The sequence below is a fragment of the Pedobacter sp. UC225_61 genome, from assembly GCF_044452285.1.
GTDB lineage: Bacteria > Bacteroidota > Bacteroidia > Sphingobacteriales > Sphingobacteriaceae > Pedobacter.
Genome location: NZ_JBIOAL010000001.1, coordinates 412,441 through 436,076 on the forward strand (window position 1 = coordinate 412,441; position 23,636 = coordinate 436,076).

Annotated in this window: 20 protein-coding genes, 1 tRNA gene and 1 pseudogene; 8 read left to right on the forward strand and 14 right to left on the reverse strand. The window is 34.0% G+C overall.

The window, feature by feature from the left end; genetic code table 11:
* Positions 1–23 precede the first annotated feature (23 nt).
* Positions 24–857 (reverse strand): S41 family peptidase, encoded by an 834-nt coding sequence (locus ACHMWN_RS02065; protein ID WP_397297346.1) that lies wholly within the window; start codon positions 855–857, stop codon positions 24–26.
* 608 nt (positions 858–1,465) lie between these two features.
* Positions 1,466–1,539 (reverse strand) — tRNA-Asn (locus ACHMWN_RS02070).
* 143 nt (positions 1,540–1,682) lie between these two features.
* On the opposite strand from ACHMWN_RS02070, the gene ACHMWN_RS02075 reads away from it, so the two are divergent.
* Positions 1,683–2,606, forward strand: a complete 924-nt coding sequence (locus ACHMWN_RS02075; RefSeq protein ID WP_397297347.1) for a PfkB family carbohydrate kinase — start codon at positions 1,683–1,685, stop codon at positions 2,604–2,606.
* A gap of 306 nt (positions 2,607–2,912) precedes the next feature.
* Here ACHMWN_RS02075 and ACHMWN_RS02080 read toward each other — a convergent pair whose 3' ends face one another.
* From ACHMWN_RS02080 to ACHMWN_RS02105, 6 genes are all read right to left on the reverse strand, one after another.
* A complete protein-coding gene (locus ACHMWN_RS02080; protein WP_397297349.1) occupies positions 2,913–3,344 on the reverse strand; it encodes an SRPBCC domain-containing protein in 432 nt (143 codons plus the stop codon).
* A gap of 90 nt (positions 3,345–3,434) precedes the next feature.
* Positions 3,435–3,668 (reverse strand): cytochrome b5 domain-containing protein, encoded by a 234-nt coding sequence (locus ACHMWN_RS02085; RefSeq protein WP_397297351.1) that lies wholly within the window; start codon positions 3,666–3,668, stop codon positions 3,435–3,437.
* Positions 3,668–4,348 carry a lycopene cyclase domain-containing protein gene (locus ACHMWN_RS02090; protein ID WP_397297352.1) on the reverse strand — a complete coding sequence of 227 codons (681 nt, stop codon included), beginning with the start codon at positions 4,346–4,348 and terminating at the stop codon, positions 3,668–3,670. The genes ACHMWN_RS02085 and ACHMWN_RS02090 overlap by 1 nt, the downstream gene beginning before the upstream one ends.
* Positions 4,349–4,486: 138 nt before the next feature.
* Positions 4,487–5,014 carry an RNA polymerase sigma factor gene (locus ACHMWN_RS02095; RefSeq protein ID WP_397297354.1) on the reverse strand — a complete coding sequence of 176 codons (528 nt, stop codon included), beginning with the start codon at positions 5,012–5,014 and terminating at the stop codon, positions 4,487–4,489.
* A 159-nt stretch (positions 5,015–5,173) separates the two neighbouring features.
* Positions 5,174–6,190 carry a UDP-N-acetylmuramate dehydrogenase gene (gene murB / locus ACHMWN_RS02100; protein WP_397297356.1) on the reverse strand — a complete coding sequence of 339 codons (1,017 nt, stop codon included), beginning with the start codon at positions 6,188–6,190 and terminating at the stop codon, positions 5,174–5,176.
* A gap of 97 nt (positions 6,191–6,287) precedes the next feature.
* Complete coding sequence (locus ACHMWN_RS02105; RefSeq protein ID WP_397297358.1) at positions 6,288–6,881, reverse strand: TMEM175 family protein; 594 nt, start codon at positions 6,879–6,881, stop codon at positions 6,288–6,290.
* Between the two features lie 398 nt (positions 6,882–7,279).
* Between ACHMWN_RS02105 and ACHMWN_RS02110 the strand changes: the two genes are divergently transcribed.
* The 4 genes from ACHMWN_RS02110 to ACHMWN_RS02125 are packed head-to-tail and all read left to right on the forward strand — an operon-like array spanning position 7,280 to position 13,913.
* Complete coding sequence (locus tag ACHMWN_RS02110; RefSeq protein WP_397297359.1) at positions 7,280–7,897, forward strand: TetR/AcrR family transcriptional regulator; 618 nt, start codon at positions 7,280–7,282, stop codon at positions 7,895–7,897.
* A gap of 6 nt (positions 7,898–7,903) precedes the next feature.
* The gene (locus tag ACHMWN_RS02115) at positions 7,904–9,310 is read left to right on the forward strand and encodes a TolC family protein (protein ID WP_397297361.1); all 1,407 of its coding nucleotides are present in this window, start codon (positions 7,904–7,906) and stop codon (positions 9,308–9,310) included.
* A gap of 18 nt (positions 9,311–9,328) precedes the next feature.
* Positions 9,329–10,417, forward strand: a complete 1,089-nt coding sequence (locus ACHMWN_RS02120; RefSeq protein WP_397297362.1) for an efflux RND transporter periplasmic adaptor subunit — start codon at positions 9,329–9,331, stop codon at positions 10,415–10,417.
* Between the two features lie 31 nt (positions 10,418–10,448).
* Positions 10,449–13,913, forward strand: coding sequence for an efflux RND transporter permease subunit (locus ACHMWN_RS02125; RefSeq protein WP_397297364.1), 3,465 nt, complete (start codon positions 10,449–10,451; stop codon positions 13,911–13,913).
* 174 nt (positions 13,914–14,087) lie between these two features.
* Here the strand turns inward: ACHMWN_RS02125 and gcvP are convergent, their stop codons facing one another.
* The 5 genes from gcvP to ACHMWN_RS02150 form a co-directional block, all read right to left on the reverse strand.
* Positions 14,088–16,967: an aminomethyl-transferring glycine dehydrogenase gene (gcvP, locus tag ACHMWN_RS02130; RefSeq protein WP_397297365.1), complete on the reverse strand. Its 2,880-nt coding sequence runs from the start codon at positions 16,965–16,967 to the stop codon at positions 14,088–14,090.
* Positions 16,968–17,208: 241 nt separating this feature from the next.
* The gene (locus ACHMWN_RS02135) at positions 17,209–17,613 is read right to left on the reverse strand and encodes a hypothetical protein (RefSeq protein WP_397297367.1); all 405 of its coding nucleotides are present in this window, start codon (positions 17,611–17,613) and stop codon (positions 17,209–17,211) included.
* A gap of 190 nt (positions 17,614–17,803) precedes the next feature.
* Positions 17,804–18,715, reverse strand: a complete 912-nt coding sequence (locus ACHMWN_RS02140) for an EamA family transporter (protein ID WP_397297368.1) — start codon at positions 18,713–18,715, stop codon at positions 17,804–17,806.
* Positions 18,716–18,783: 68 nt separating this feature from the next.
* Positions 18,784–19,500 carry a pyridoxine 5'-phosphate synthase gene (locus tag ACHMWN_RS02145; protein WP_397297370.1) on the reverse strand — a complete coding sequence of 239 codons (717 nt, stop codon included), beginning with the start codon at positions 19,498–19,500 and terminating at the stop codon, positions 18,784–18,786.
* A gap of 39 nt (positions 19,501–19,539) precedes the next feature.
* Positions 19,540–19,875, reverse strand: a complete 336-nt coding sequence (locus ACHMWN_RS02150) for a DUF6370 family protein (RefSeq protein ID WP_397297371.1) — start codon at positions 19,873–19,875, stop codon at positions 19,540–19,542.
* A 137-nt stretch (positions 19,876–20,012) separates the two neighbouring features.
* Here ACHMWN_RS02150 and ACHMWN_RS02155 point away from each other — a divergent pair, with 137 nt between their 5' ends.
* Positions 20,013–20,468, forward strand: coding sequence for a hypothetical protein (locus ACHMWN_RS02155; RefSeq protein ID WP_397297372.1), 456 nt, complete (start codon positions 20,013–20,015; stop codon positions 20,466–20,468).
* Positions 20,469–20,683: 215 nt separating this feature from the next.
* Here the strand turns inward: ACHMWN_RS02155 and ahcY are convergent.
* Positions 20,684–22,001: pseudogene (ahcY, locus tag ACHMWN_RS02160) on the reverse strand (adenosylhomocysteinase).
* 164 nt (positions 22,002–22,165) lie between these two features.
* Here ahcY and ACHMWN_RS02165 point away from each other — a divergent pair.
* Both ACHMWN_RS02165 and ACHMWN_RS02170 read left to right on the forward strand, forming a co-directional pair.
* Positions 22,166–22,993: an alpha/beta hydrolase gene (locus ACHMWN_RS02165; protein WP_397297374.1), complete on the forward strand. Its 828-nt coding sequence runs from the start codon at positions 22,166–22,168 to the stop codon at positions 22,991–22,993.
* Between the two features lie 79 nt (positions 22,994–23,072).
* Positions 23,073–23,636 (forward strand): glycerol acyltransferase, encoded by a 564-nt coding sequence (locus ACHMWN_RS02170; RefSeq protein WP_397297375.1) that lies wholly within the window; start codon positions 23,073–23,075, stop codon positions 23,634–23,636.

A 23,636-nucleotide genomic window follows, 5' to 3' on the forward strand; every position in this document is an offset into this window, starting at 1 on the left:
TGAGTTACCCAAATTTCTGCTATCTATTCTAACAACCATTTTTTCGCCGCTAAGATCACCCCATCACTTTTAGTATTAGTAAAGTCGTTCACAGTTACATCAGGCATGATTTTATCTACATAGGGTTTACCAGTTCGGTCAGCTACAAATTGGACTGCTAGCAGCAATTGCGACCCATTGGATAAAAAATAGGTTTGATTTGCCGTGGTATAACCTGCGGAGGGTTGTCCAAAAGTTTTCACATTTGGTAGTCCAATAAAGGAGATTGCCGTCATTTCTCCACTGCTTCCCGTCATGGAGTCAATAAGAACCGCAATTTTAACTTTCATATTCTCAATTTTATAATTACTGATGGTTGAGGAACCTAATTTTCCATTTTGGCTGATCCAAGGTTGTTTTTTATTTGAGTTGGGATCCACAAAGTAACCAACCGTTCCATCCTCAATGAGCGCATTCAGTCCCGCAAGCATAGGCCACATATTTCCTCCTGTGTTATGGCGAAGATCCACAATCCACCCTGAGATCTTTTGTCCAGAATCAATTCTTTTTATTTCTGACCGGATGGTATTGGCAAAGGCTTTATCCTTTACTGCATCGAAAGTTAGACACTCGGGAACTTTTACCCATGCAATTCCATCACCTAGATAGTCGGCTTGAGGAGGAATTGGTGCCTGTGCCTCCATAATTTTGGATATAGATTTCTTAGCTATAAAAAATGAGTGCTTATCTCCAGCTTTCCTTAGTTTTTGAGTAAAAAAATCGAATATAATTTTAGTGTCCGTGCTATCACTCTCATTTAATTTCAACGCATCAGATTCTTGGGCAACTTTATTCCAATCAAGGGAATCAGTGAACATTGAATTATTTTTAATTATCTTAAAAATCTCCCTTTTTAGTTTAATTACTTCAGGGCTTGGTAAATTTTTATCCTTTTGGCCGTATATAACCAAAGGAGATATGAAAAACAGGAAGAAAATATATTTAATCATTACGTACAATCAATCTAGTTAATAATAAAATCTAATAGTTGTTATTGATCTGTGTCTTTTTTATTATGATGTATTTTAACACAGAAAGGTTGCAAAGCAATATGTAAAAACACTAATCTTGATTTTGGACTTTGTGAAGGGCTATTATAAACAGTTGAAGCAATATAATCCTTATGCTTAAAGTACTAACGTAATATTCCCCACAATAAACATTTGGAATATTATATAATTAACAAAATCTATTACTACTAAAAGGTAATGGAAGATTTCAAAACTACAGTCACAATTGTTTTAGTAGAAGAAGCGGAGAAATATATTGATTTAGTTTATCTCTTCTCAGTAGCTAAACGCCGACCATGATTATTGGTGTGACCAACATAATACCTGTCTGCGTAACTTGATTAAATAATATAGATAAAACATAAAAAAGCTTTTAAAACAAGAAAGCCTTACATTTCTGTAAGGCTTTCAATCTGCTCCCTCTGCTGGGCTCGAACCAGCGACCCTCTGATTAACAGTCAGATGCTCTAACCAGCTGAGCTAAGAAGGAGTACTGGTTATTCCTAAAACGCTTTCTGGATGATGTTAAGAACATAATGCCTCGTTCGTTTTGGGAATGCAATATTAGGGCTTTTAAATTATTTATGCAATATTTGCAGAGAAAAAATTTAAAATAATTTTAATAAGATATATATGAGCCTGATAATCATAGGTAGTGTGGCTTTCGACGCCATAGAAACTCCTTTCGGAAAAACTGATAAAATTGTTGGCGGAGCCGCACCTTACGCTACTGTTGCTGCTTCTTACTTTTATAAAAACACAAAACTGGTAGCTGTTGTGGGTGAAGATTTCGGGAAAGAAAATATCGCCATCTTTGAAAAACACGGCATAGATACAGAAGGATTACAGATTAAAAAAGGGGAAAAAACATTTTTCTGGAGCGGAAAATACCACAATGACATGAATAGCCGTGATACTTTAATCACTGATTTGAATGTACTGGGCACTTTCGATCCAATCATTCCAGAGAGTTACCAAGATTGTGAGTATTTGTTATTAGGCAACTTAACCCCACAGGTACAGCAAACTGTTATTAAAAGACTTAGAAACCGTCCGAAACTAATTGTGTTAGATACCATGAATTTCTGGATGGACATTATGATGGACGACCTATTGGAAACCATTAAAATGGTTGATGTATTAACCATTAATGATTCTGAGGCTCGTCAATTATCTGGCGAATATTCATTAGTTAAAGCGGCCAATAAAATTTTAACCATGGGACCAAAATATTTGATCATCAAAAAAGGTGAACATGGTGCATTATTATTCCATGAGGATAAAATATTCTCTGCTCCTGCACTACCATTAGCTGATGTTTTTGATCCGACTGGTGCTGGCGATACGTTTGCTGGTGGCTTTATTGGCTATTTAGCACAAGTTGGCACCGTGAATTTCAATAACATGAAAAATGCATTGATTTACGGTTCTGCATTAGCATCGTTCTGCGTAGAAAAATTTGGAACGGAGCGCTTATTAGAATTAGATAAAGCTACAATTGCTGCTCGTTTACAACAGTTTGTAAACTTAAGTAGTTTTGAGATTATTCAAGATTAATTAGATTTAACTAAAAGTTAATTGCAACTAAACCCATGCAAAATTTGCATGGGTTTTTTCGTTTATTTTAACAAGGTTTTAACAGGGTAATCACAGGGTGCAAACAAGGTGAAAACAGGGTTATTTACCTTGTAAATTATTTGTTAAAACCTCATCGTTTATATTTTAACTAATAGTTAATTCTAAGTAAGAATTGTAGGCATTAGATGGCAGCATTTACATACCTATAGTGAAGAATTTTGAAAATATACAAGATTAAGTTTATTGGAGACCTATAAAAAAGGTAGGTTAAGCGATCTGCCTTTTTTATTTAGTATGCTCTACTAATTTTTTTAACCCTTTCAACACCTTTTTCCAGCCTTTAGTTGAGCGTTTATACCTCTTTTCTGCTCCTTCTCCTTGTCCAACATCATCTGTTATAGAAACCGTTGTTATTCCTTTGGCATACGTTAAGGTATCGGTTATTGTAGAAAATGATTTACCTTTTTTATCGCTACTATTTTTCAGCGTATATTTTAATAGCTTTTGTGGTTTTATTTCAAGGATTTTGCCAATCATTTCAAATTTAATGATCAAAAATAGGGTGCCTTTAAACGTTATTTTGCTTCCTTCTTTCCATTTGGAAAAGACCTTTGCGTTAAAAAAATATGCTTTTGTTTTTTCAGGGTTAGTTAATGCATCCCAAACCTGAGCAGGCTTAGCGTTGATTTTAATACTTTGCTTAACTATGTATTCCATTATATTTAATTTACTACATCCTCAATTGGAAGTTTAAATTAAAACGGAAATTAGCAGGATAATGTTTGTATTATTTTGACAATGAACTATTTACTTCAACATACCAATCACTGTAAATTTTTCGAAAACAGTTTCCGTATGCGGAGCATCAGGTAATTCATCTGTTAAATCTTGCCCAGCCCAATGTTCATAATGCTTACCATTTTTCCATAATCGACTGCTGCCTACATCATAAATTAATCCTTTGTAAGCAATCCAAATCTGAGGTTTGTCTTGTCCATTACGCAAAGCGAGTTGCTGTTTACTGTAAATAGGCAAATCCATTATTTAGCTGCTGCTCTTTTTTCGAAAAACTCTGATACATAAACCGCTAACAAAAGCATTCCCATGATATAAAAATGATTTTCGAGAGGAATATTTGATACGTTTAATTTAACGGTTTCTGTTGCTTGATATTGAATAATAGGCCAATTACAAATGATGCCATAACAGATATAAAACGGGATAAGGCAAACTACATATGCTCTGTAAAATCGATACATAAATCGTAGTTTATTTAAATATTCGATGTACAATAACAGGATAAATAGTACCGAAAAAGTGATGACTGTATACCATTTTGCATAAGCGAAAAACAAAAATGCTACACAAACGCCCAACATTAAATTGCTAACTGATAAACTAAATTTCTGTAAGTGATTATTCGGAAATTTAGCATTTAAATAGTGATAAATGCCTAAGCCCGCAAAACTGAAAGTAAATGAAAAAAGATATTGCTCTAAAGGAAGTTCTCTATAATAAACCCCAACTAAATAAGCTGGATTAAAGCTCCACACTTTAAAAATAACAAAGAATATGGCTATGGCCGAAAAAATAATTCCAGCTATTAAGGTAGCTGCAATAGTCGATTTCAATTTTTCAATTAGAAAAGCTTTTTTATCAAAAGAAAAAAATAGTGGAATGAGAAATAGAAAAAGATTTAGCAATAAAAAAATATAGTTCATTAAATACGGTGTTTAATTTTAGATTTTCAAAAGTATGATTTTGAAGCGGTTTACATCGTATAAATATTTATTAACGCATAAAAAAGGCTCCATATTGGAGCCTTTTCTGTTGTTTTTCATTCGTAGATTGTTAAACTTTTATGCATCTGCTGTTGTAAGATCTTTTGCATAAGTTTTTAAATATTTTTTTAAAATTCCACGTGCTACGTGAATACGTGTTTTTACAGTACCAATTGGAATATCTAGTTCATCCGCTATTTCATGGTATTTATATCCCTCAAAATATTTAATGAATGGCACATAATATTCTGGTTGTAACGTAGCTAAAGCTTTATGAATATCGCCCATCACAAATTTACTTTCTACCTCATTTCGTGTAGCACTATAATGTAAATTAGCTGAAGAAATATCTTCGCTTTGCGTAATTAATGTATTAGTTTTCACCATACGTCTATAGTTATTAATAAACGTATTGCGCATAATTGTAAATAACCAACCTTTTAAATTAGTTCCTTCTTTAAATTTACTGTAGTAAGTAACCGCTTTAAGCATGGTATCTTGTACCAAATCATTGGCATCCTCTACATCTTTTGTAAAATTTAAAGCGAATGACTGTAACGAACCAGAATAATCATGCAATTGGTGGTTAAATTGTAGCTGTGTCATAGTTTTTTAGTTTTAAGTTTTAAAAAAGAAACAGGGGCTTTTTTTTTGGTTCGAGCCAACTGTTTGTAATTATTAAAATCTATACAACTATGATACCAAAAAGAAAAATGAAGATTATTTTAAAGAAAAACCCTATCTGAGTGAGTAAAAATCAATGTATTACAAAATATTTACTTCTCGCTCTAGCTTAACAGCAAATTTGGTATACACAGTATTAATTATTTGTTCTGAAAAAGTGTACACCTCCTGTCCGCTTGCATGACCATGATTGACCAATACTAAAGCCTGGTTTTTCCAAGTACCCGTTTCTCCAACAACAATTCCTTTAAACCCACATTGTTCTATTAACCAACCTGCAGCAAGTTTAACCTTTCCATTTGCTGCCGGATAATTCACCACATTTGGAAATCTTTTCACTAAGCTATCAAACTCCGTTTTTTCGATAACAGGGTTTTTAAAGAAACTCCCAGCGTTACCAATTGTTTTAGGATCTGGTAATTTACTTACTCTAATAGCAGCTACAACGTTAGAAACATCTGCAATAGTTGGTGCTGCGATATTCCTTTTTTCGAGCTCTGCTGTAATAGCTCCATAATGAGTTTGCAGTTTTGCTTGCTTACTTAAATGAAATTGTACGGAGGTAATAATGTATTTATTCTTGAGTTCATTTTTAAATACACTATCTCTATATCCAAAATTACAATCAGCGTAATTAAAAATCCTTAATTCGCCAGTGGCGATTTCAAATGCTGTACAAGAAGTGAAAATATCTTTTAATTCTACACCATAAGCACCAATGTTTTGTATGGGCGATGCGCCAACTGTACCTGGTATTAAAGTTAAATTCTCTATTCCAGCGAAATTATTGTCGACGCAATACAGTACTAAATCATTCCAAACTACGCCTCCCCCAGCAGTAACAACTACATCATCACCTTGTGTTTGATAGGTAATACCTGGAATACTTACTTTTAATACAATGCCATCAAAATTTTTAGTGAAAAGCATATTACTTCCACCTCCTAATACCAATAACTTTTTAGTTTTAGCAATTGGATGATTAAAAACTTCCCTTAAATCTTCTACATTTTTAACTTCAACAAAATAATTGGCAGTAACATCAATACCAAAAGTATTATATGTTTTTAAGGATACGTTTTCTTGTAAGATCGGCATGGGTCAAAGATATTAAATTGTTGTATTGTTAAATTGCTAAATTGTTATTAAGTATTGGATATATCTAAACAACAATAAAAGCTATACATGCTAACAACTATTCTTTTTCATGTTCTTCGTGAATTACTTTTTCAATTCGTTTATCTGGAATTAACCACATAAAAGCCACTAAAATATATAGAGCTCCAGAAATCCATACATTAACAAATGCACATGGTATAGAAAGGATATAACAAGCTACCGAAAGTTTGCCTTTAAAATCATTTCCCAAAGCCCTTGCTAATAATGAATCTTCACCATGGTGTTTAACTAATAACGAAGCCAAAATTGAATAAGCAATTCCATTCATTAATAAAACAAAACCATACAATGCGATAGGTGCAGCAGCGAAATGATTTTCTCCCATCCAACCAGTGGCAAAAGGGATCATAGAAAGCCAAAACAACAAATGCAAGTTTGCCCAGAGTATAGCGCCATTTACTTTATTTACCACCATAAACATGTGATGATGATTATTCCAGTAAATGCCAACATAGATAAAACTCAATACATAACTCAAAAATACGGGCAATAATGGCATTAAATCTTTTAACGCACTTTTATCGTGTGGGATTTTTAACTCCAACACCATAATAGTAATAATGATGGCAATAACACCATCGCTAAATGCCTCTATTCTTCCTTTTTTCATTTTTTTGGTTATTTATTCCTTCTCATGCCGAATATAAAACAAATCTTTGAGTTGTTAAATTATTAAGCTAGTACGATAATACGTCCGAAAGCTGTAATCCGATTTCTTCAGAATTTCACCTACTCAAATCCTCCATTCACCGATTAAGACTGTTTCCGCCTTGCATAATTGTGTTTTTTTGTAGCATGGAAACAACACAAACAGAGCAAACGCTCATAGAAGAAATAAAAATATTAATTAGGAAACTTTGGAATTAAAAAAAGTTTCCATAGTTTTGCTCCATCATTTTTAAGAATATGTTGGGATATAAAGAAGTAGAAACTACGATAGCTGAAGAGATTACAATTTTAATCAAGAAAATTTGGGGCTAGTTTTACTACATTAATTAAGGAGCAAAATTGGAAGTTAAAGAATACATAGTTGAGGAATCGGATAAGCTTTTCTGTCAATACGGCTTTAAAAGTGTAACGATGGATGACATTGCCAAACACTTGGGCATGTCTAAAAAGACAATTTATCAGCATTTTAGAGATAAAGATGAACTGGTAAATATTCTAATAAAAGCCAAACTAGAAAATCAAAATTGTACAATGGATTTTTGTGCAACAAGTGCAGAGAATGCAGTTCATGAAATATTTTTCGCCATTACCAATATCCACGAATTATTAAGTAGCATGAACCCAAAGCTTTTTTATGATTTACAAAAATATCATCCAAAAGCATGGTTATATTTTAAGGAGTTTAAGGAAAATAATTTGGGTAAATGTATTTATGCAAATCTTGAACGAGGCATAAACGAACATTTGTATCGCCCTGAAATTAACAAAGATATTTTAACGCAGATGCGCCTTGATCAAGTTGATTTATTGTTTAATCAGCACGATCATTACACCAAGAATAAATATAATATTGCTCAGGTAATGGCTGAGATAACTGAACATTTCCTTTATGGAGTTTGCAACTCAAAGGGATTAGAAAAAATTAATTATTACAAACAACAATCGTCCCAAGTATAATCATTTATGAAAAAACAACTTTACATTTTACTTTTTGGTTTGAGTTTGGCTTTCCCAGCCTTGGCCCAACAAAAAGACACGACGGCAAGTTTTAGCTTACAAGATGCTATTTCTTACGCTCAACAACATCAAACGAGTATTATAAATGCAAAAATTGATGAGCAAATAGCTATTAATACTGTTAAAAAAACTATTGGTATTGGCTTACCACAAATTAGCGCCAATGCAGATTTTAACGATTTTCTTAAAATGCCAACATCTATTTTTCCAGATTTTATTTCGCCGTTAGTTTATAAAGCTTTCACAGACAATAATGTTAAAGATGGAAATGGAAACCCAATTACAATGCCTGCAGGCCTTGGGGGTTCAACTCCTGTTCAATTTGGCACTAAGTTTACTTCATCTGCTAGCTTACAGGTAACTCAATTATTATTTGATGGCAGCTATTTGGTAGGTTTACAGGCTTCGAAAACTTATAAAGAGTTGTCGCAAAAAAACACTACTAGAAGCAAAATTGAAACCACATTTGCAGTTACAAAAGCTTATTATTCGGTATTGGTTAGCAATGAACAGCTTGCTTTAATTGATGCCAATTTAGAGCGTTTGAAAAAATCATTAAACGATACAGAGCAAATGCTAAAAAATGGTTTTGTAGAAAAAATAGATGTTGACAGACTAAGTGTTTTAAACAACAATTTACTTACCGAGCGTGAGAATGTAATCAGATTATTAGCCTTAAACGTTAATTTGTTAAAGTTTCAAATGGGTATGACAATTGGTAGCACATTAACCCTAACAGACAGAATTAGTGATGTTAATATAGATAAAACACCAATATTAAATGACGGGCTGACTTATAATAAGAGGATTGAATATTCTTTACTACAAACACAAAAGAAATTAAATGAATTAGATGTAAAGCGTTATAAAAGTTTATACCTGCCAACGTTATCTGCATTTGGTAATACTTCAGCTAATTTCCAAGATAACAAATTTTCAAATCTCTATGATAAAAGTTTCCCAAGCACAGTAATCGGATTAAAACTTTCAATTCCATTATATGCTGGTGGTCAGAAACTTTATCAATTACGTAATGCAAAATTAGAATCTTTAAAAACTGACAACAACCTAATCAATTTAAAAAACTCTATTGATTTAGAAGTTGCACAAGCTCAAACCACTTATCTAAACGGTCAGAAATCTTTAGAAAACCAAAAAAGAAATATGGAATTGGCTAAAGAGGTTTTACGTGTTACTAAAATTAAATACGACCAAGGAGTTGGTTCTAGTTTAGAGGTAACTACTGCCGAAACTTCATTAAAAGAAGCCCAAAACAACTATATTAATGCTTTATACGATATGCTGATTAACAAAGTAAATCTAGATAAAGCTTTAGGAAACATTAACCACTAACCTTACAAACAATTTATAATGAAAAGAATATTATTTATAGCAGCAATCGCAATTTTAGCAGCGTGTTCTTCTGAGAAAAAAGATCCAAAAGCTGAATTAGCGGATCTTAAAAAACAACGCACAGAATTAGATGCGAAAATTGCAAAATTAGAAAGTACTGTTGGCGACAAGGACTCTGTATCTACTAAAGATGTAACTGTTTTCGAAGTTAAACAGACTACCTTTAATAACTATGTAGAAATTCAGGGTAAGGTTGATGCTGAACAAAATGTTCAGGTTAATCCAGAAGCACAGGGTGTAGTAACCAGAGTATATGTTAGTATTGGCCAAACAGTTAGTAAGGGACAAGTTTTAGCTCAAATTGACGACAATGTACTTCGTCAGAGCATGGCGCAGTTGCAAACACAAATTGATTTGGCTACCAATCTATTTAACCGCCAAAAAAATCTTTGGGATCAAAAAATCGGCACGGAAGTTCAATACCTAAATGCAAAAACTCAAAAAGAAGGTTTAGAGCGTCAAATGAATGTTTTACGTTCTCAACAAGCGATGTATAAAATCAAAGCTCCAATCAGTGGAAGTATTGAACAAATGGACCTAAAAGTTGGTCAGGCTGTAGCTCCAGGTGTTACAGGTATCCGAATTGTAAATGGAAATATTTTAAAAGCTAAAGCGCAGGTTGCTGAATCATACTTAGGCAAGATTAGCCAAGGTGATGATGTAAAAGTGATCTTCCCAGATATTCCAGATAGCTTAGTAACCAAGGTAAGCTTTGCAGCTAAGGTAATTGATCCTTCTTCTCGTAGTTTCAATATCGAAGTTAAACTACCATCAAATGCAAAATATCGTGCTAATATGATTGTAGTATTAAAAGTTGTCGACTATAAAAATCCAAAGGCGATTGTGATACCAGTTAGTGCCATTCAAAATGCAGAAAATGGTCAATATGTGATTACAGTAGTGGATGGAAAAGCGAAACGTACAACAATAAAAGCTGGAAGAACAATTGATGGAAAAACTGAAATTTTATCAGGCTTAACCCAAGGCGACAAGATTGTAACTACCGGAATTGATGACATCAACGAAGGCGATCCAGTTAAATATTAATCAGCTAATTAGTCTCTAACATTCAAATAAAATGAAAGACGTAAACAAAGAGTTTGGCCCATCAAGTTGGGCAATAGACAATAAAACGGCTATCTATATCATAACGATTATGATTACACTAGCTGGATTATTTGCCTATAATTCAACTCCGAAAGAGAATTTTCCGGAAGTAATTGTTCCTAAAATTTTCGTACAAACTGTATATCCTGGAACTTCTCCTGAAAACATGGAGAACCTAGTGACCAAACAACTAGAAAAACAAATCAAAGGTACGCAAGGCTTGAAAAAAGTGACCTCGAATTCTTATCAGGATTTCTCAGTTATTACTGCCGAATTTGGTACCGATGTAGATATTAAAGATGCTAAACAGCGTGTAAAAGATGCAGTTGATAAAGCTAAGACAGATTTACCAAATGACATCCCAGATGATCCGACTGTTATGGATTTCAATATGTCTGATCTACCAGTAATGTATATCAATATCTCAGGTAATTTCGATCTTAAAAAATTAAAAGACTATGCAGACGATATCCAAGACCGTATAGAGGCTTTACCGGAAATCTCGGGAGTTGATTTGGTTGGTGCCTTGGATCCTGAAATTCAGATCAATGTAGACATGAATAAAATGGCTGCTGCCCAAGTTTCTTTTACCGACATTCAAAATGCAGTTGGTTATGAAAATTTAACTGCATCTGGTGGTACTGTAAAAATGGACGGCCTACGTCGTACTTTGAACATTAAAAAGGATTTCAAAAGTGCTGAAGAAATTGCCAATCTGGTAATCAAAACACCTTCTGGTGCAGTTGTGTATTTAAGAGATATCGCTGAAGTTAAGGATGCATTTAAAGAACAGAATAGTTATGCACGTTTATATGGAAAGAATGTAATTACTTTAAATGTAAAAAAACGTTCAGGTCAAAATCTAATTGAAGCATCGGATAAAATCAATCAGATTTTAACGGAGATGAAGGCTAAATCGTTACCAAAAACTTTGGACATTAAAATAACTGGGGATCAATCTGATCAAACGCGTGTTACTTTGCACGATTTGATTAACACGATTATCATAGGTTTTATTTTGGTAACCATTATCCTCATGTTTTTCATGGGAGTAAAAAATGCCATTTTCGTAGCGTTATCTGTGCCATTATCAATGTTTATTGCTTTCCTATTCATGCCTCTATTAGGTGGAATAATGGGTTTTAACTTTACTATGAACATGATTGTACTCTTCTCCTTCCTGTTAGGGTTGGGTATTGTGGTAGATGATGCGATTGTAGTAATTGAGAACACACACCGTATTTTCGATAATGGTAAAGTTCCTATTGTAAAAGCGGCTAAAATGGCTGCTGGAGAAGTTTTTGTACCAGTATTTTCTGGAACATTAACCACTTTAGCACCTTTCTTCCCCTTATTATTTTGGCCAGGAATTATCGGTAAATTCATGTATTTCTTGCCGTTAACGCTTATTGTTACCTTGTTTGCATCATTAATTGTTGCCTATATCATTAACCCTGTTTTTGCAGTTGATTTTATGGAACATGATGATCATTCTGCTAACAAAAAACCCACTTTTGATAAAAGGACAAAGAAAATAACCCTCATTTTGGGTATTGCCACAATTGTTGCCTACGCTATTGGCGCATTGGCAGGCAGCTTCGGATTTGGTAATTTCATGGTATTTATCATTATATTATACTTATTGAACCATTATTTCTTGGAAAATTGGGTTAAGACCTTTCAAAACAAAATTTGGCCAGCTTTCCAAAACAAATATGTTAAGTTATTGCACTGGGCAGTAGACCACCCTAAAAAATTAATTTGGGGTACCTTTGGCCTATTTTTCGGGACGATTATTCTTTTTGGTGTTTTGGTAATTGCAGGTCGTCAGAAGGTTATTTTCTTCCCATCAGGAGATCCAAACTTTGTATACGTATATGTTGGTCTTCCAGTAGGAACTGATCAAGCCTATACGAATGAGGTAGTTAGAAAAGTTGAACAACGTGTTACAGGTGTACTTTCAAAAGATGGAAAGATAGATCCAGTAGTAACATCTATCATTTCAAATGTTACTAAAGGCGTTACAGATCCGCAAGATGAAGATCAAGGTGAATATCCAAATAAAGGAAAAGTGACCGTTGCCTTTGTAGAATTTGGCAAAAGAAACGGGGTGAATACCGCAGCTTATTTAGATAAGATCAGAAATGCAGTGAAAGGTATTCCTGGTGCTGAAATTTCGGTAGCCCAAGAACAAGGTGGTCCACCAACAGCTAAGCCGATTAGTATTGAGATTACTGGTGACAACTTGGATTCTATCGTTCATACCTCTGAAAGATTGAAAAAATACTTGGTGAGCAAGAATATTGCTGGAGTAGAGGAATTGAAGTCAGATTTCCAGAACAATAAGCCAGAAGTTATATTTGATATCGACAGAGAAAGAGCAAACAGAGAAGGAATTTACTCTGGACAGATTGCAATGGATCTTCGTGCAGCGCTTTATGGACGTGAATTGTCTAAGTTTAGAGATGATAAAGAAGATTATGAGATTAATGTTCGTGCTCGTGATGACCAAAAGAATAATCTTGAAGTTTTGAGAAACATGAAGATGACCTATCGTGATATGGCGATGGGTGGTCAGATCCGACAAGTTCCAATTTCTTCATTTGTAAATATCCGGTACGTAAATACTTATGGCGGTATTAAGCGTAAACAGCAAAAACGTATTATCATTCTTTCATCTAATGTTTTAAGTGATGCCAATGCAAATCAGGTAGTACAGAATGTTGCTCAAGAAGTAGCACAATTTAAAACACCTACAGGGGTTGAAATAAAAATGGCGGGAGATCAAGAAGAACAGGCAGAAACCATGGGCTTTTTAGGAATGGCATTCTTTATTGCAATTGGTACAATCCTTATCATATTAGTTACCCAATTTAACTCTATTAGCAAACCTATTATCATTTTGGTTGAGGTACTATTTAGTTTTATTGGGGTATTAGGAGGCTGTATAATTTTCAATATGCCATTCTCTGTAATGATGTCGATGTTGGGTATTGTTGCTTTAGTGGGTATTGTAGTTCGTAATGGTATTTTATTAGTAGAATTTACAGAGCTATTAATCAGCCAAGGCTCTACAGTTAAAGATGCAGTTATTGAAGCTGGTCGTACACGTATGACACCAGTATTATTAACTGCAACTGCAACCATGTTAGGGTTAATTCCATTGGCTGTAGGTTTAAATATCGATTTCGTGAAAATGTTTACAGAATTAAATCCACACATATATTTTGGTGGAGATAACGTTGCTTTCTGGGGTCCACTTTCATGGACTATGATTTTCGGATTAAGTTTCGCAACCTTCTTAACGCTAATTTTAGTTCCTTGTATGTATATCGTAATGGATAAAAATTCAAGAGCTATTAAAGGATGGTTTAAGAAAAAATCGGTAGAAGCTGATCATAATGCTAAAACAGCAGAAGAGCCAGCAGCTGAATAAAATATAATACACACAAATAGAATCCCTTTAGTCGAAAGATTAAAGGGATTTTTTATGTGTCTAACATCCGCCCAGTATAAAAAAATAGCCCGAACTATTGTTCGAGCTATTTTGTAGTTTATAAATAAGATCCTTCGAAAAGCTTAGGATGACAGAGTTGGTGACAATGACAAGCTAAACTGTTACTTCTTCTTCCATGTAGCTTTCTAATGGAGGACAAGCACAGATTAACGATCTATCTCCATGACTATCGTTTACTCTACCAACCGATGGCCAGAATTTATAAGTAGCTACATAAGGTAAAGGGAAAGCAGCAGTCTGACGGCTATATCCATGTTCCCACTCATTCGCAGTAACTACAGCAGCAGTATGCGGAGCGTTTTTCAATGGATTATCAACTTTATCTAATTCGCCTTTTTCTACAGCAGTAATTTCATTTCTAATGGCGATTAATGCATCACAGAAACGATCTAATTCATGTTTAGGCTCACTTTCAGTTGGCTCAACCATTAACGTTCCAGCAACTGGAAAAGAAACCGTTGGAGCGTGGAAACCATAATCCATTAAGCGTTTAGCAATATCAACTACTTCAATACCGAAGTTTTTGAAACCGCGACAATCTAAAATCATCTCGTGTGCACAACGACCTTGACTACCCGAATACAATACTGGATAATGAGCTTCTAAACGAGCTTTCATATAGTTTGCATTCAAAATTGCATACCTAGTAGCATCAGTTAATCCTTCACCACCCATCATAGCGATATAAGCGTGAGAAATAATTAAGATAGAAGCAGAACCCCAAGGTGCAGATGATACAGCTGGGATAGATTTTTCGTTATTGATATCTACAACCGCATGACCAGGCAAATATTTTACTAAATGTGCCGCTACACCAATTGGACCCATACCAGGACCTCCTCCACCATGTGGAATACAGAATGTTTTGTGTAAGTTTAAGTGGCAAACATCTGCACCAATATTTGCTGGGCTTGTTAACCCAACTTGTGCATTCATGTTAGCGCCATCCATGTAAACTTGTCCACCGTTTTCGTGAATGATGTTACAGATGTCGATAATACTTTCTTCGAAAACACCATGTGTAGACGGATATGTAACCATTAAGCACGAAAGATTTGCAGCATGTTCGACAGCCTTAGCCTTTAAATCTTCTACGTCAATGTTTCCATTTTCTAAAGATTTAACTACAACTATTTTCATTCCGGCCATTGCTGCAGAAGCAGGATTTGTACCGTGAGCCGAAGCAGGAATTAACGCGATGTTACGGTGAAAATCTCCCCTATCTTGGTGATAAGCACGAATAACCATTAAGCCAGCATATTCGCCTTGCGCACCAGCATTTGGCTGCAAACTCATGGCTGCAAAACCTGTAATTTCGCTTAACCATTTATCTAACTCATCAAAAACAGTATAATAACCTAATACTTGGTCTGCTGGTGCAAATGGATGCACTTTACCAAATTCTGGCCAAGTAACAGGAATCATTTCGCTAGTTGCATTTAGTTTCATGGTACACGAACCTAAAGCAATCATAGAATGACAAAGTGAGAGATCTTTAGTTTCTAACGATTTGATGTAACGCAACATTTCATGCTCAGAATGATGTGAGTTGAAAACAGGGTGCGTTAAATATTCAGAAGTACGTTGTAAACCTGCCGGGATAGTAGTTGAAACATGCTCTACAACTGTTAAATTATCAGAAGAGATCGCTTTAACCTTAGAGAAAATACGGACTAATAATTTTACATCTTCAAAAGTAGTAGTTTCATCAAAAGCGATGCTAACTGTATTTCGAGTATAATTTAGGTTGATGTTGTTATCTAAACATTCTTTATGGATAGAATCAGTTAAATCTCCTAAATCTAACTGGATGGTATCGAAGTAAGACTTGCTTAATACATTATAACCAATTTCACTTAAAGATTTTGCAAGAGTTACTGCTAATCCGTGTGTACGTTCTGCAATTAATTTTAATCCTTTTGGACCATGATAAGCAGCATAGAAACCTGCCATAATAGCCAATAAAGCTTGGGCTGTACAGATATTTGAAGTTGCTTTGTCTCTACGGATGTGTTGCTCGCGAGTTTGCAAAGCCATACGTAAAGCGTAGTTGTTATTGCTATCAATAGTTACACCAATAATACGACCGGGGATAGAGCGTTTATACTCGTCTTTAGTTGCAAAATAAGCTGCATGCGGGCCACCAAAGCCCATTGGCACACCAAAACGTTGTGTGGTACCCACAACTACATCAGCTCCCCATTCTCCCGGAGGAGTTAATAAAGTTAAGCTTAGTAAATCTGCTATAACGGTTAGTTTACTATTCTTTGTGTGTAGCGTAGCAGCAAAATTGGTGTAATCAAATACTTCTCCATTACCTGCGGGATATTGAACAATTGCACCAAAAAATTCTTCAGTTGCAGTAAATTCTTCGTGATTTCCGATTACTAATTCAATCCCGAAAGGGTTAGCACGAGTTTTTAAAATATCGATGGTTTGTGCAAAAACTAAATCAGATACAAAGTATTTAGTAGCTTGTTGATTTTTGCGCAAACTAAATTGCATAAACATCGCTTCCGCCGCTGCGGTACCTTCATCTAATAAAGATGCATTTGCAATTTCCATTCCGGTTAAATCGATAACCATAGTTTGGAAATTCAATAAAGCTTGCAAACGACCTTGTGCAATTTCTGCTTGATAAGGAGTATATTGCGTATACCATCCTGGGTTTTCCATTACATTACGCAAAATAACACCAGGTGTTAAGGTGTCGTAATAACCTTGTCCAATGTAAGATTTGAAAACTTTATTTAACGATGCAGTTTGCTTTAAACTGGTTAAATATTCAATTTCAGATTTTGCCTTTGGCAGATTTAACGGTTGCTTTAATCGTATTTTCTGAGGAATGGTTTGTTCAATCAGTTCATCAATAGATTTTACACCAACAGTGTGTAGCATTGCCGCAGTATCTTCCTTATTAGGTGCAATATGACGGTCTTGAAAGTCTTCTTGGTAATGGATGTTTAAACTCATGAAGTATAGCTATAATTGATTGCGCAAAGGTACAAAATTGTCTTGTTAAAAACATGTAAAAAAAGATTGACGAACCGTGTTTTTTGCCGCTTAAAGCCTATAATTTTAGTAGTATATTAAATCAAACGTTTGTTTAAATTTTTAAAAAAGTTAATAAACGGATCTATTCTTCTATAATCATTTGACTACAGAAAAACATTTTGCAAATAAGAAATTTGTTGTGGGATTCTTCTGGCTTAATCTATTTATTTACCTTCCAACCTTCGTCTTTACTTAGTTTTAAGCGATAGGTTTTAGTGATAAAATTACTATTATTCTCTTGATTTTTATCAAAAGCAGCAAATGGTGTATTTACCTTTTTAAGTGATACCGTTACTTTAGCATTGTTATCGTTTACTCTATTAAAATCTACAGGTTTTTCACTTGCCAATTCATACGTAACTGCTTTTACGGTTGCTTTATCTGCATCTTGTTTTAACACTAAATCACTGGCTTTATCCGTTAATTTTATCACGTACACAAAACTACTGTCTTTAGAAAGGAATTTCTTTTTAGCTTCTATTAAACTCAATGAGATATAACCATCATTAGCTAAGGCTCTATAATTAGCTAGCTCTTTCATCTCTTTTTCACTATTAAATTTCATTTCGCCGAAACTAAAGCGAGTGGTTTTATATTCAGGATTTGCTTTTAAATAATCAGTAATTACTTCGCCGGCCTCATCAGCATTAATAGTGGCAATATTTTTACATCCGCCAAAGGCGAAAAAAAAATAAACTCAATAGAATTAATAATTGGTTTTTCATATTATAGTTGTTTTTATAAATGTAATGAAGCTATGATGATTTATTAAAGATATTCCCCTTTTTTATATTTTCCAAATTCGGTAAAATCATCGCACTTAAAATTATGACCACGCCTAACCAGCGAATCCAACTTATATCTTCATGTAATACTAATGCCGACATGCTTACTGCAACAGGCAATTCTACTGAACTTAAGATGGAACTTAAAGTAAGTCCAGCTTTTGGTATACCTGATGAAAAACAAAGTGGAGGAATTACGGTTCCAAAGATGGCTAGAATTATTCCCCATTTTAATAGATTACCAGCTAAAGCACCATTGATTAAAAAGGTAGGAGGAAGAATTGCAAAAATTAATAAACAGGCTCCAGTAATCATTAATGCACTCTTTTTTAGTGGTGGATATTCGTTACCCAACTTACCGTTTAACATTAAGAATGCAGCGTAAAAAAGTGCAGCTAGCATACCGTATGCGATACCTAAAATGTTAAAACCTGTTATTTTTGTTTCCGTTAATCCACTTGCTAAAACCGTTCCTCCTAAAACAAGTAAAATTGCCAAAACTTGATTGCGATTTGGTTTCTTTTTATAAATAAAAAGTTCTAATAATACGCTGATCCATACAAATTGCATTAATAAAATGATGGCAACTGATGCTGGCACCAATTTTACACATTGGTAATACGTAATGCTGACTAATCCTGTAAAAAAACCTGCACCAATTAATTTTAGCCAATGCGTTTTTATAACTGGCTTTTTTTGCTCTTTGACTTGCGTTTTGGTTTGTACAAAATAGAGAAGCCATAATACAATAGCTCCAAATAATGCTTGTGTACCAGTTACATCACCTAAAGAATAACCTTCTGCATAAGCCAATTTTACAAAGGTAGAAAGGATGCCGAAACTGCAAGCACCAAAAAGAACAAGGATAATACCTTTGAACATAAATTTTTGATTAGTAGGAAATAGCTTAAGCACAAATACTAAGCTTTCGTTTTTCCGATTTAAGCTTATTAAGCTAATTGTTTTAAATAAAGTTGAATTGTGTTTTCCAGACCTAAATATAGTGCATCGCTAATTAAGGCATGGCCAATAGAAACTTCTAGTAAATTGGGAATATTTTGTGCGAAATACTGGAGATTGTGTAAATCTAAATCGTGACCGGCATTAATGCCTAAACCTAATTCATTTGCTTTTTTTGCCGCAGCGATGTAAGGAGCAATTGCTTTTTCCTTATTTAAAGGATATTCGCTTGCGTAAGCTTCAGTATATAATTCAATTCTGTCTGTTCCAGTTGCAAAAGCACCTTCAACCATCTCGATAACTGGATCTACAAAAATAGAAACACGAATACCTGCATCTTGAAAAAGCGAAACCATTTCTTTTAAGTAGGCTTGCTCTTTTATGGTATCCCAACCATGGTTTGATGTAATTTGACCTAAAACATCAGGTACCAAGGTTACTTGTGCAGGTTTGTTAGCTAAAACTAAATCAATAAATTTTTGCTCACGGCAATTACCTTCTATGTTAAATTCAGTTGCAATTACTGCTTTTAAGTCAAATGTATCTTGATAGCGAATATGGCGTTCGTCTGGTCTTGGATGCACCGTAATTCCTTGTGCACCAAAATGCTCACAATCTAACGCTACCTTAACTAAATCGGGATTATTACCACCACGACTGTTTCTTAAAGTAGCTATTTTATTAATATTGACGGATAGTTTTGTCATGCAGCAAAGATAAGGATTAAGCTGAAACCTAAATATCGATTAGCCCTTTTTCTTTTCTGTCAATAATTTTATCGTTGTAGCTTTAAAACGGTTATCAACAATTTCACCAGTTACTTCTGCTTTGCTAATGGTATTACAAAAACCATGTTTGCCGTGTGCATCGCCAAAATCATCTATGCCTTTTCCATCAACAAAATAAGATTTACCATCTATTCTAATGGCTAGCTCACAATCTTTACCTTTCATTTTAAACTGACATTCACCACAAGCAATTTCTACTGTTTGGTTAACAATCTTAAGTGATTTAGCAGGCTTTTGTGCATAAGAAGCAAAGCTGATGATAGCGATGATTAAAGTTCCTATTAATTTTTTCATTGCAATTTCTTTTAACCAAAGCTAAGTGTTTTAGGAGTTTTGATGCTCAATTTTTTGTAAAATAAGATGAAAATAATGAATTCTATTTATGTAATCTCAGTTATTTCGGCATCATGGTGTAAACAAACTATAAATTGATGAATAAATTCCTTTTAACCTTATTAATACTGGCCAGCATGATAGCTTTATCTAGTTGTAAGGAGCAACGAGCTGTTAAAACAAAAATTGACGAAAAGTATAGCGTTTGTTATATGGCCATAGACAAAACAGATACAGCCTGGTTAAAATTAGATACATCGGATAAGAAAAGAATATTGGGTGAAATGGTTTTTAATTACAGTAATAAAAATCGCTATGTAGGACTTATTAAGGCGGTATTTGCGGGCGATACCTTAAAGGGTAATTATTCTTTTAAATTAAATGAGGTAGATAAATGGTACAAAAACCCAATTGCTTTATTAAAGCAGGGGGATAATTTAACTATGGGGATAGGAGAGATTTACACTTTATGGGGTTCAGGTTTTTTTTTGAAAACTGTTCCAATCAATTACGAAAGGGCTAGGTTTATTTTTAAACCGATTGCTTGTAAGTAGAGGCCTTAGTTTATTTGCTATTTATAGGAGATGAATGAACAAATAAAAATTTGGTTTTATAAATTAAACTTGATTGGAGTGGCACGAAGTAAAGCGGAACGCAAGGCGAAATTGAGCAAAGCACTACTGACCTAGTTTTACTAAACCTTAAAAGGCTAGCATAAAAAAAGAGATATGCAAATTGCATATCTCTTTTTTTATATCTCAAACTGAGATTAGTATCTGTAAGTTTCTGGTTTGAAAGGACCTTCAACTGGAACACCGATATAATCTGCTTGATGTTGATCTAAAACGTCTAATTCTACACCAATTTTTTCTAAGTGTAAACGAGCAACTTTTTCGTCTAGGTGTTTAGGCAACACATACACTTTGTTTTCGTATTTACCTGGATTAGTCCACAATTCTAATTGAGCTAAAGTTTGGTTAGTAAATGAGTTACTCATTACGAAACTTGGGTGACCAGTTGCGCATCCTAAGTTAACCAAACGACCTTCAGCTAAGATAATTACATCTTTACCGTCTATTGTATATTTATCAACCTGAGGTTTAATTTCAACTTTAGTATCGCCATAATTAGCATTTAACCAAGCCATATCGATTTCGTTATCAAAGTGACCAATGTTACAAACGATAGCTTTATCTTTTAATGCTCTAAAATGTTGTTCGCGAACGATATCACAGTTACCAGTTGTAGTTACCACGATATCAGCTTCTTTAATTGCAGTAGCTAGTTTCTTCACTTCATAACCTTCCATTGCGGCTTGTAAAGCGCAAATTCGGGTCAATTTCAGTAACAATAACACGTACACCTTGAGAACTTAAAGATTCGGCAGAACCTTTACCTACATCACCATAACCGCAAACTACAGCTACTTTACCAGCCATCATTACGTCAGTTGCACGACGTATTGCATCAACTAATGATTCACGACATCCGTATTTGTTATCGAATTTAGATTTAGTTACTGAATCGTTTACGTTAATTGCTGGTAAGTGCAATGTTCCGTTTTTCATTCTTTCATATAAACGATGAACACCCGTTGTAGTTTCTTCAGATAAGCCTTTAATTGCAGCAATTAATTCTGGATATCTATCGAAAACCATATTAGTTAAATCGCCACCATCATCCAAAATCATATTTAATGGTTGACGTTCTGGACCGAAATGTAAAGTTTGCTCAATGCACCAATCGAAATCAGCTTCGTTTAAGCCTTTCCAAGCATAAACCTGAATACCTGCAGCAGCAATTGCAGCGGCAGCATGATCTTGTGTTGAGAAAATGTTGCAAGATGACCACGTAACTTCTGCGCCTAATTCCACTAAAGTTTCAATTAAAACTGCAGTTTGAATGGTCATGTGTAAGCAGCCAGCAATACGTGCACCTGCTAAAGGTTTTGATGGTCCGAATTCTTTACGTAAACTCATTAAGCCCGGCATTTCTGCTTCGGCTAATCCGATTTCTTTACGGCCCCATTCTGCCAGTGAAATGTCCTTAACTTTGTAAGGAATGTAAGTTGTCTCTACTGATGACATAATTTATTGTTTTTAAATGTGGTACAAAGGTAAGTCATTACGATATCAATAACAAAACTGCAAGCATTGGCAATTAGTATTTAAGAACAACTGATTTTAATTTGACAATATTCTGCATTTTATTTTTTTATGTACATTTAAAAAAATAACGTTCAACGCTCTCCATGACATCTCATTTTTTTAACCATTCATTGGTTAATTTACACTATTATCGTTTTGGAAATGGACCTAAAACCATGTTATGTTTTCATGGATATGGAATGCATGGAAAGCAATTCTCCATTTTAAAAGAAAAATTAGGGAGCGAGTACACATTTTATGGTTTTGATCTTTTTTTCCATAAAGAAACCTCATTGCATGATCAATCAATACAACAGGTAAAAAGAGGGATTTCAAAAATTGAATTTTGCGAGTTAATCAACTCATTTTGTACACATGAAGGAATTGATAGGTTTTGTGTTATTGGTTATTCGTTAGGATCGCATTATGCAACTGTGTTGGCCGAAAAAGAAGCTAAAAGAATTGATCAGCTTTTTATTTTAGCTCCTTCTTTTTTAAAGATTTTACCAATTTTACAACTGTTTTCTAAAAATGGGGTAGCAAATTTAACCTTCAGAAAGCTGTTTTTAAGTAAAAAAGGAATTCACATCGCATTAAGTGTTTGTAAAAAATTAGGAGTTATTGATTTAAAAAGTCATGGCATTTTAAGTAAGGAAATGGCAACAGAAGAGCTAAGATTTGCATTTTATGCTAACGTTACTTTTTTACGCCATTTACAAGTAAAACAGATAGATTTAATAACATCGTTAAATAAGCATAATGTAAAATGCTTTTTCCTTTTTGGACAAAGAGATAAAATGTATCCACAGCATTTAGCTGATAAAATGATCTCAAAATTGAATTTTGCAAGTAAAATAACGCTAGATGAAGATCATGATATGGTGAATAAAAATTTGCCAGCTAAAATTTATGAGTTAATGTATGATAATTAAGGCAAATCCTATTCGAGTTAAATATCTACTACTTGTTGGTCAATTTTTATCTTGGCTTTTTAGTTGGCGATTTAATAAAATGAAAATTAATGAGGTCGAAGTTTTAAAAAATCATTCGTACATATTAATGTGTAATCATTTTAGTTTTTGGGATGGATTTTGGGCAGGCTATTTATGCTTGAAATCTATCTATAAACAAGAGCCTAACCTAAAAGGATTTTATATTATGGTACTAGAAAAACAATTGGCACAACATAAATGGTTAACACGTTTGGGCTGCTTTTCTATTGCTCCAGGCACTATTACAGTGGGGGAAAGCTTGGATTATGCTGCTTCAATATTAGATGTTCCTGGAAATATATTTTTAATGTTCCCACAAGGAAATCTAGAATCGAATCATGTAAGGAATATTGTAGTTAAACCTGGTATTGCCGAAATTGTAAAACGAATAGAGGGAAATTGTCAGTTATTATGGAGCAGTAATTTAATTGAGTATTTTGAAAGCTTAAAACCATCTGTATATTTTCATATGCTAAATTGTGGTACGAACCACGAGTTTAATTTAGAACTGTTAACTGCAAATATTAACCAGCATCATAAATTAGCAATTCAAAAACAATTTAGGTTTACAAATTCTGATTAG

What these genes read in the sequence shown, in the direction of transcription:
- ACHMWN_RS02105 (WP_397297358.1), bottom strand. Translation starts at nt 6,881, where the DNA reads ATGAAAAAAGGAAGAATAGAGGCATTTAGCGATGGTGTTATTGCCATC.
- ACHMWN_RS02080 (WP_397297349.1), bottom strand. Translation starts at nt 3,344, where the DNA reads ATGGAATACATAGTTAAGCAAAGTATTAAAATCAACGCTAAGCCTGCT.
- ACHMWN_RS02065 (WP_397297346.1), bottom strand. Translation starts at nt 857, where the DNA reads ATGTTCACTGATTCCCTTGATTGGAATAAAGTTGCCCAAGAATCTGAT.
- ACHMWN_RS02165 (WP_397297374.1), top strand. Translation starts at nt 22,166, where the DNA reads ATGACATCTCATTTTTTTAACCATTCATTGGTTAATTTACACTATTAT.
- ACHMWN_RS02140 (WP_397297368.1), bottom strand. Translation starts at nt 18,715, where the DNA reads ATGTTCAAAGGTATTATCCTTGTTCTTTTTGGTGCTTGCAGTTTCGGC.
- ACHMWN_RS02120 (WP_397297362.1), top strand. Translation starts at nt 9,329, where the DNA reads ATGAAAAGAATATTATTTATAGCAGCAATCGCAATTTTAGCAGCGTGT.
- ACHMWN_RS02145 (WP_397297370.1), bottom strand. Translation starts at nt 19,500, where the DNA reads ATGACAAAACTATCCGTCAATATTAATAAAATAGCTACTTTAAGAAAC.
- ACHMWN_RS02085 (WP_397297351.1), bottom strand. Translation starts at nt 3,668, where the DNA reads ATGGATTTGCCTATTTACAGTAAACAGCAACTCGCTTTGCGTAATGGA.
- murB (WP_397297356.1), bottom strand. Translation starts at nt 6,190, where the DNA reads ATGCCGATCTTACAAGAAAACGTATCCTTAAAAACATATAATACTTTT.
- ACHMWN_RS02090 (WP_397297352.1), bottom strand. Translation starts at nt 4,348, where the DNA reads ATGAACTATATTTTTTTATTGCTAAATCTTTTTCTATTTCTCATTCCA.
- ACHMWN_RS02155 (WP_397297372.1), top strand. Translation starts at nt 20,013, where the DNA reads ATGAATAAATTCCTTTTAACCTTATTAATACTGGCCAGCATGATAGCT.
- ACHMWN_RS02135 (WP_397297367.1), bottom strand. Translation starts at nt 17,613, where the DNA reads ATGAAATTTAATAGTGAAAAAGAGATGAAAGAGCTAGCTAATTATAGA.
- ACHMWN_RS02125 (WP_397297364.1), top strand. Translation starts at nt 10,449, where the DNA reads ATGAAAGACGTAAACAAAGAGTTTGGCCCATCAAGTTGGGCAATAGAC.
- gcvP (WP_397297365.1), bottom strand. Translation starts at nt 16,967, where the DNA reads ATGAGTTTAAACATCCATTACCAAGAAGACTTTCAAGACCGTCATATT.
- ACHMWN_RS02115 (WP_397297361.1), top strand. Translation starts at nt 7,904, where the DNA reads ATGAAAAAACAACTTTACATTTTACTTTTTGGTTTGAGTTTGGCTTTC.
- ACHMWN_RS02170 (WP_397297375.1), top strand. Translation starts at nt 23,073, where the DNA reads ATGAAAATTAATGAGGTCGAAGTTTTAAAAAATCATTCGTACATATTA.
- ACHMWN_RS02075 (WP_397297347.1), top strand. Translation starts at nt 1,683, where the DNA reads ATGAGCCTGATAATCATAGGTAGTGTGGCTTTCGACGCCATAGAAACT.
- ACHMWN_RS02095 (WP_397297354.1), bottom strand. Translation starts at nt 5,014, where the DNA reads ATGACACAGCTACAATTTAACCACCAATTGCATGATTATTCTGGTTCG.
- ACHMWN_RS02150 (WP_397297371.1), bottom strand. Translation starts at nt 19,875, where the DNA reads ATGAAAAAATTAATAGGAACTTTAATCATCGCTATCATCAGCTTTGCT.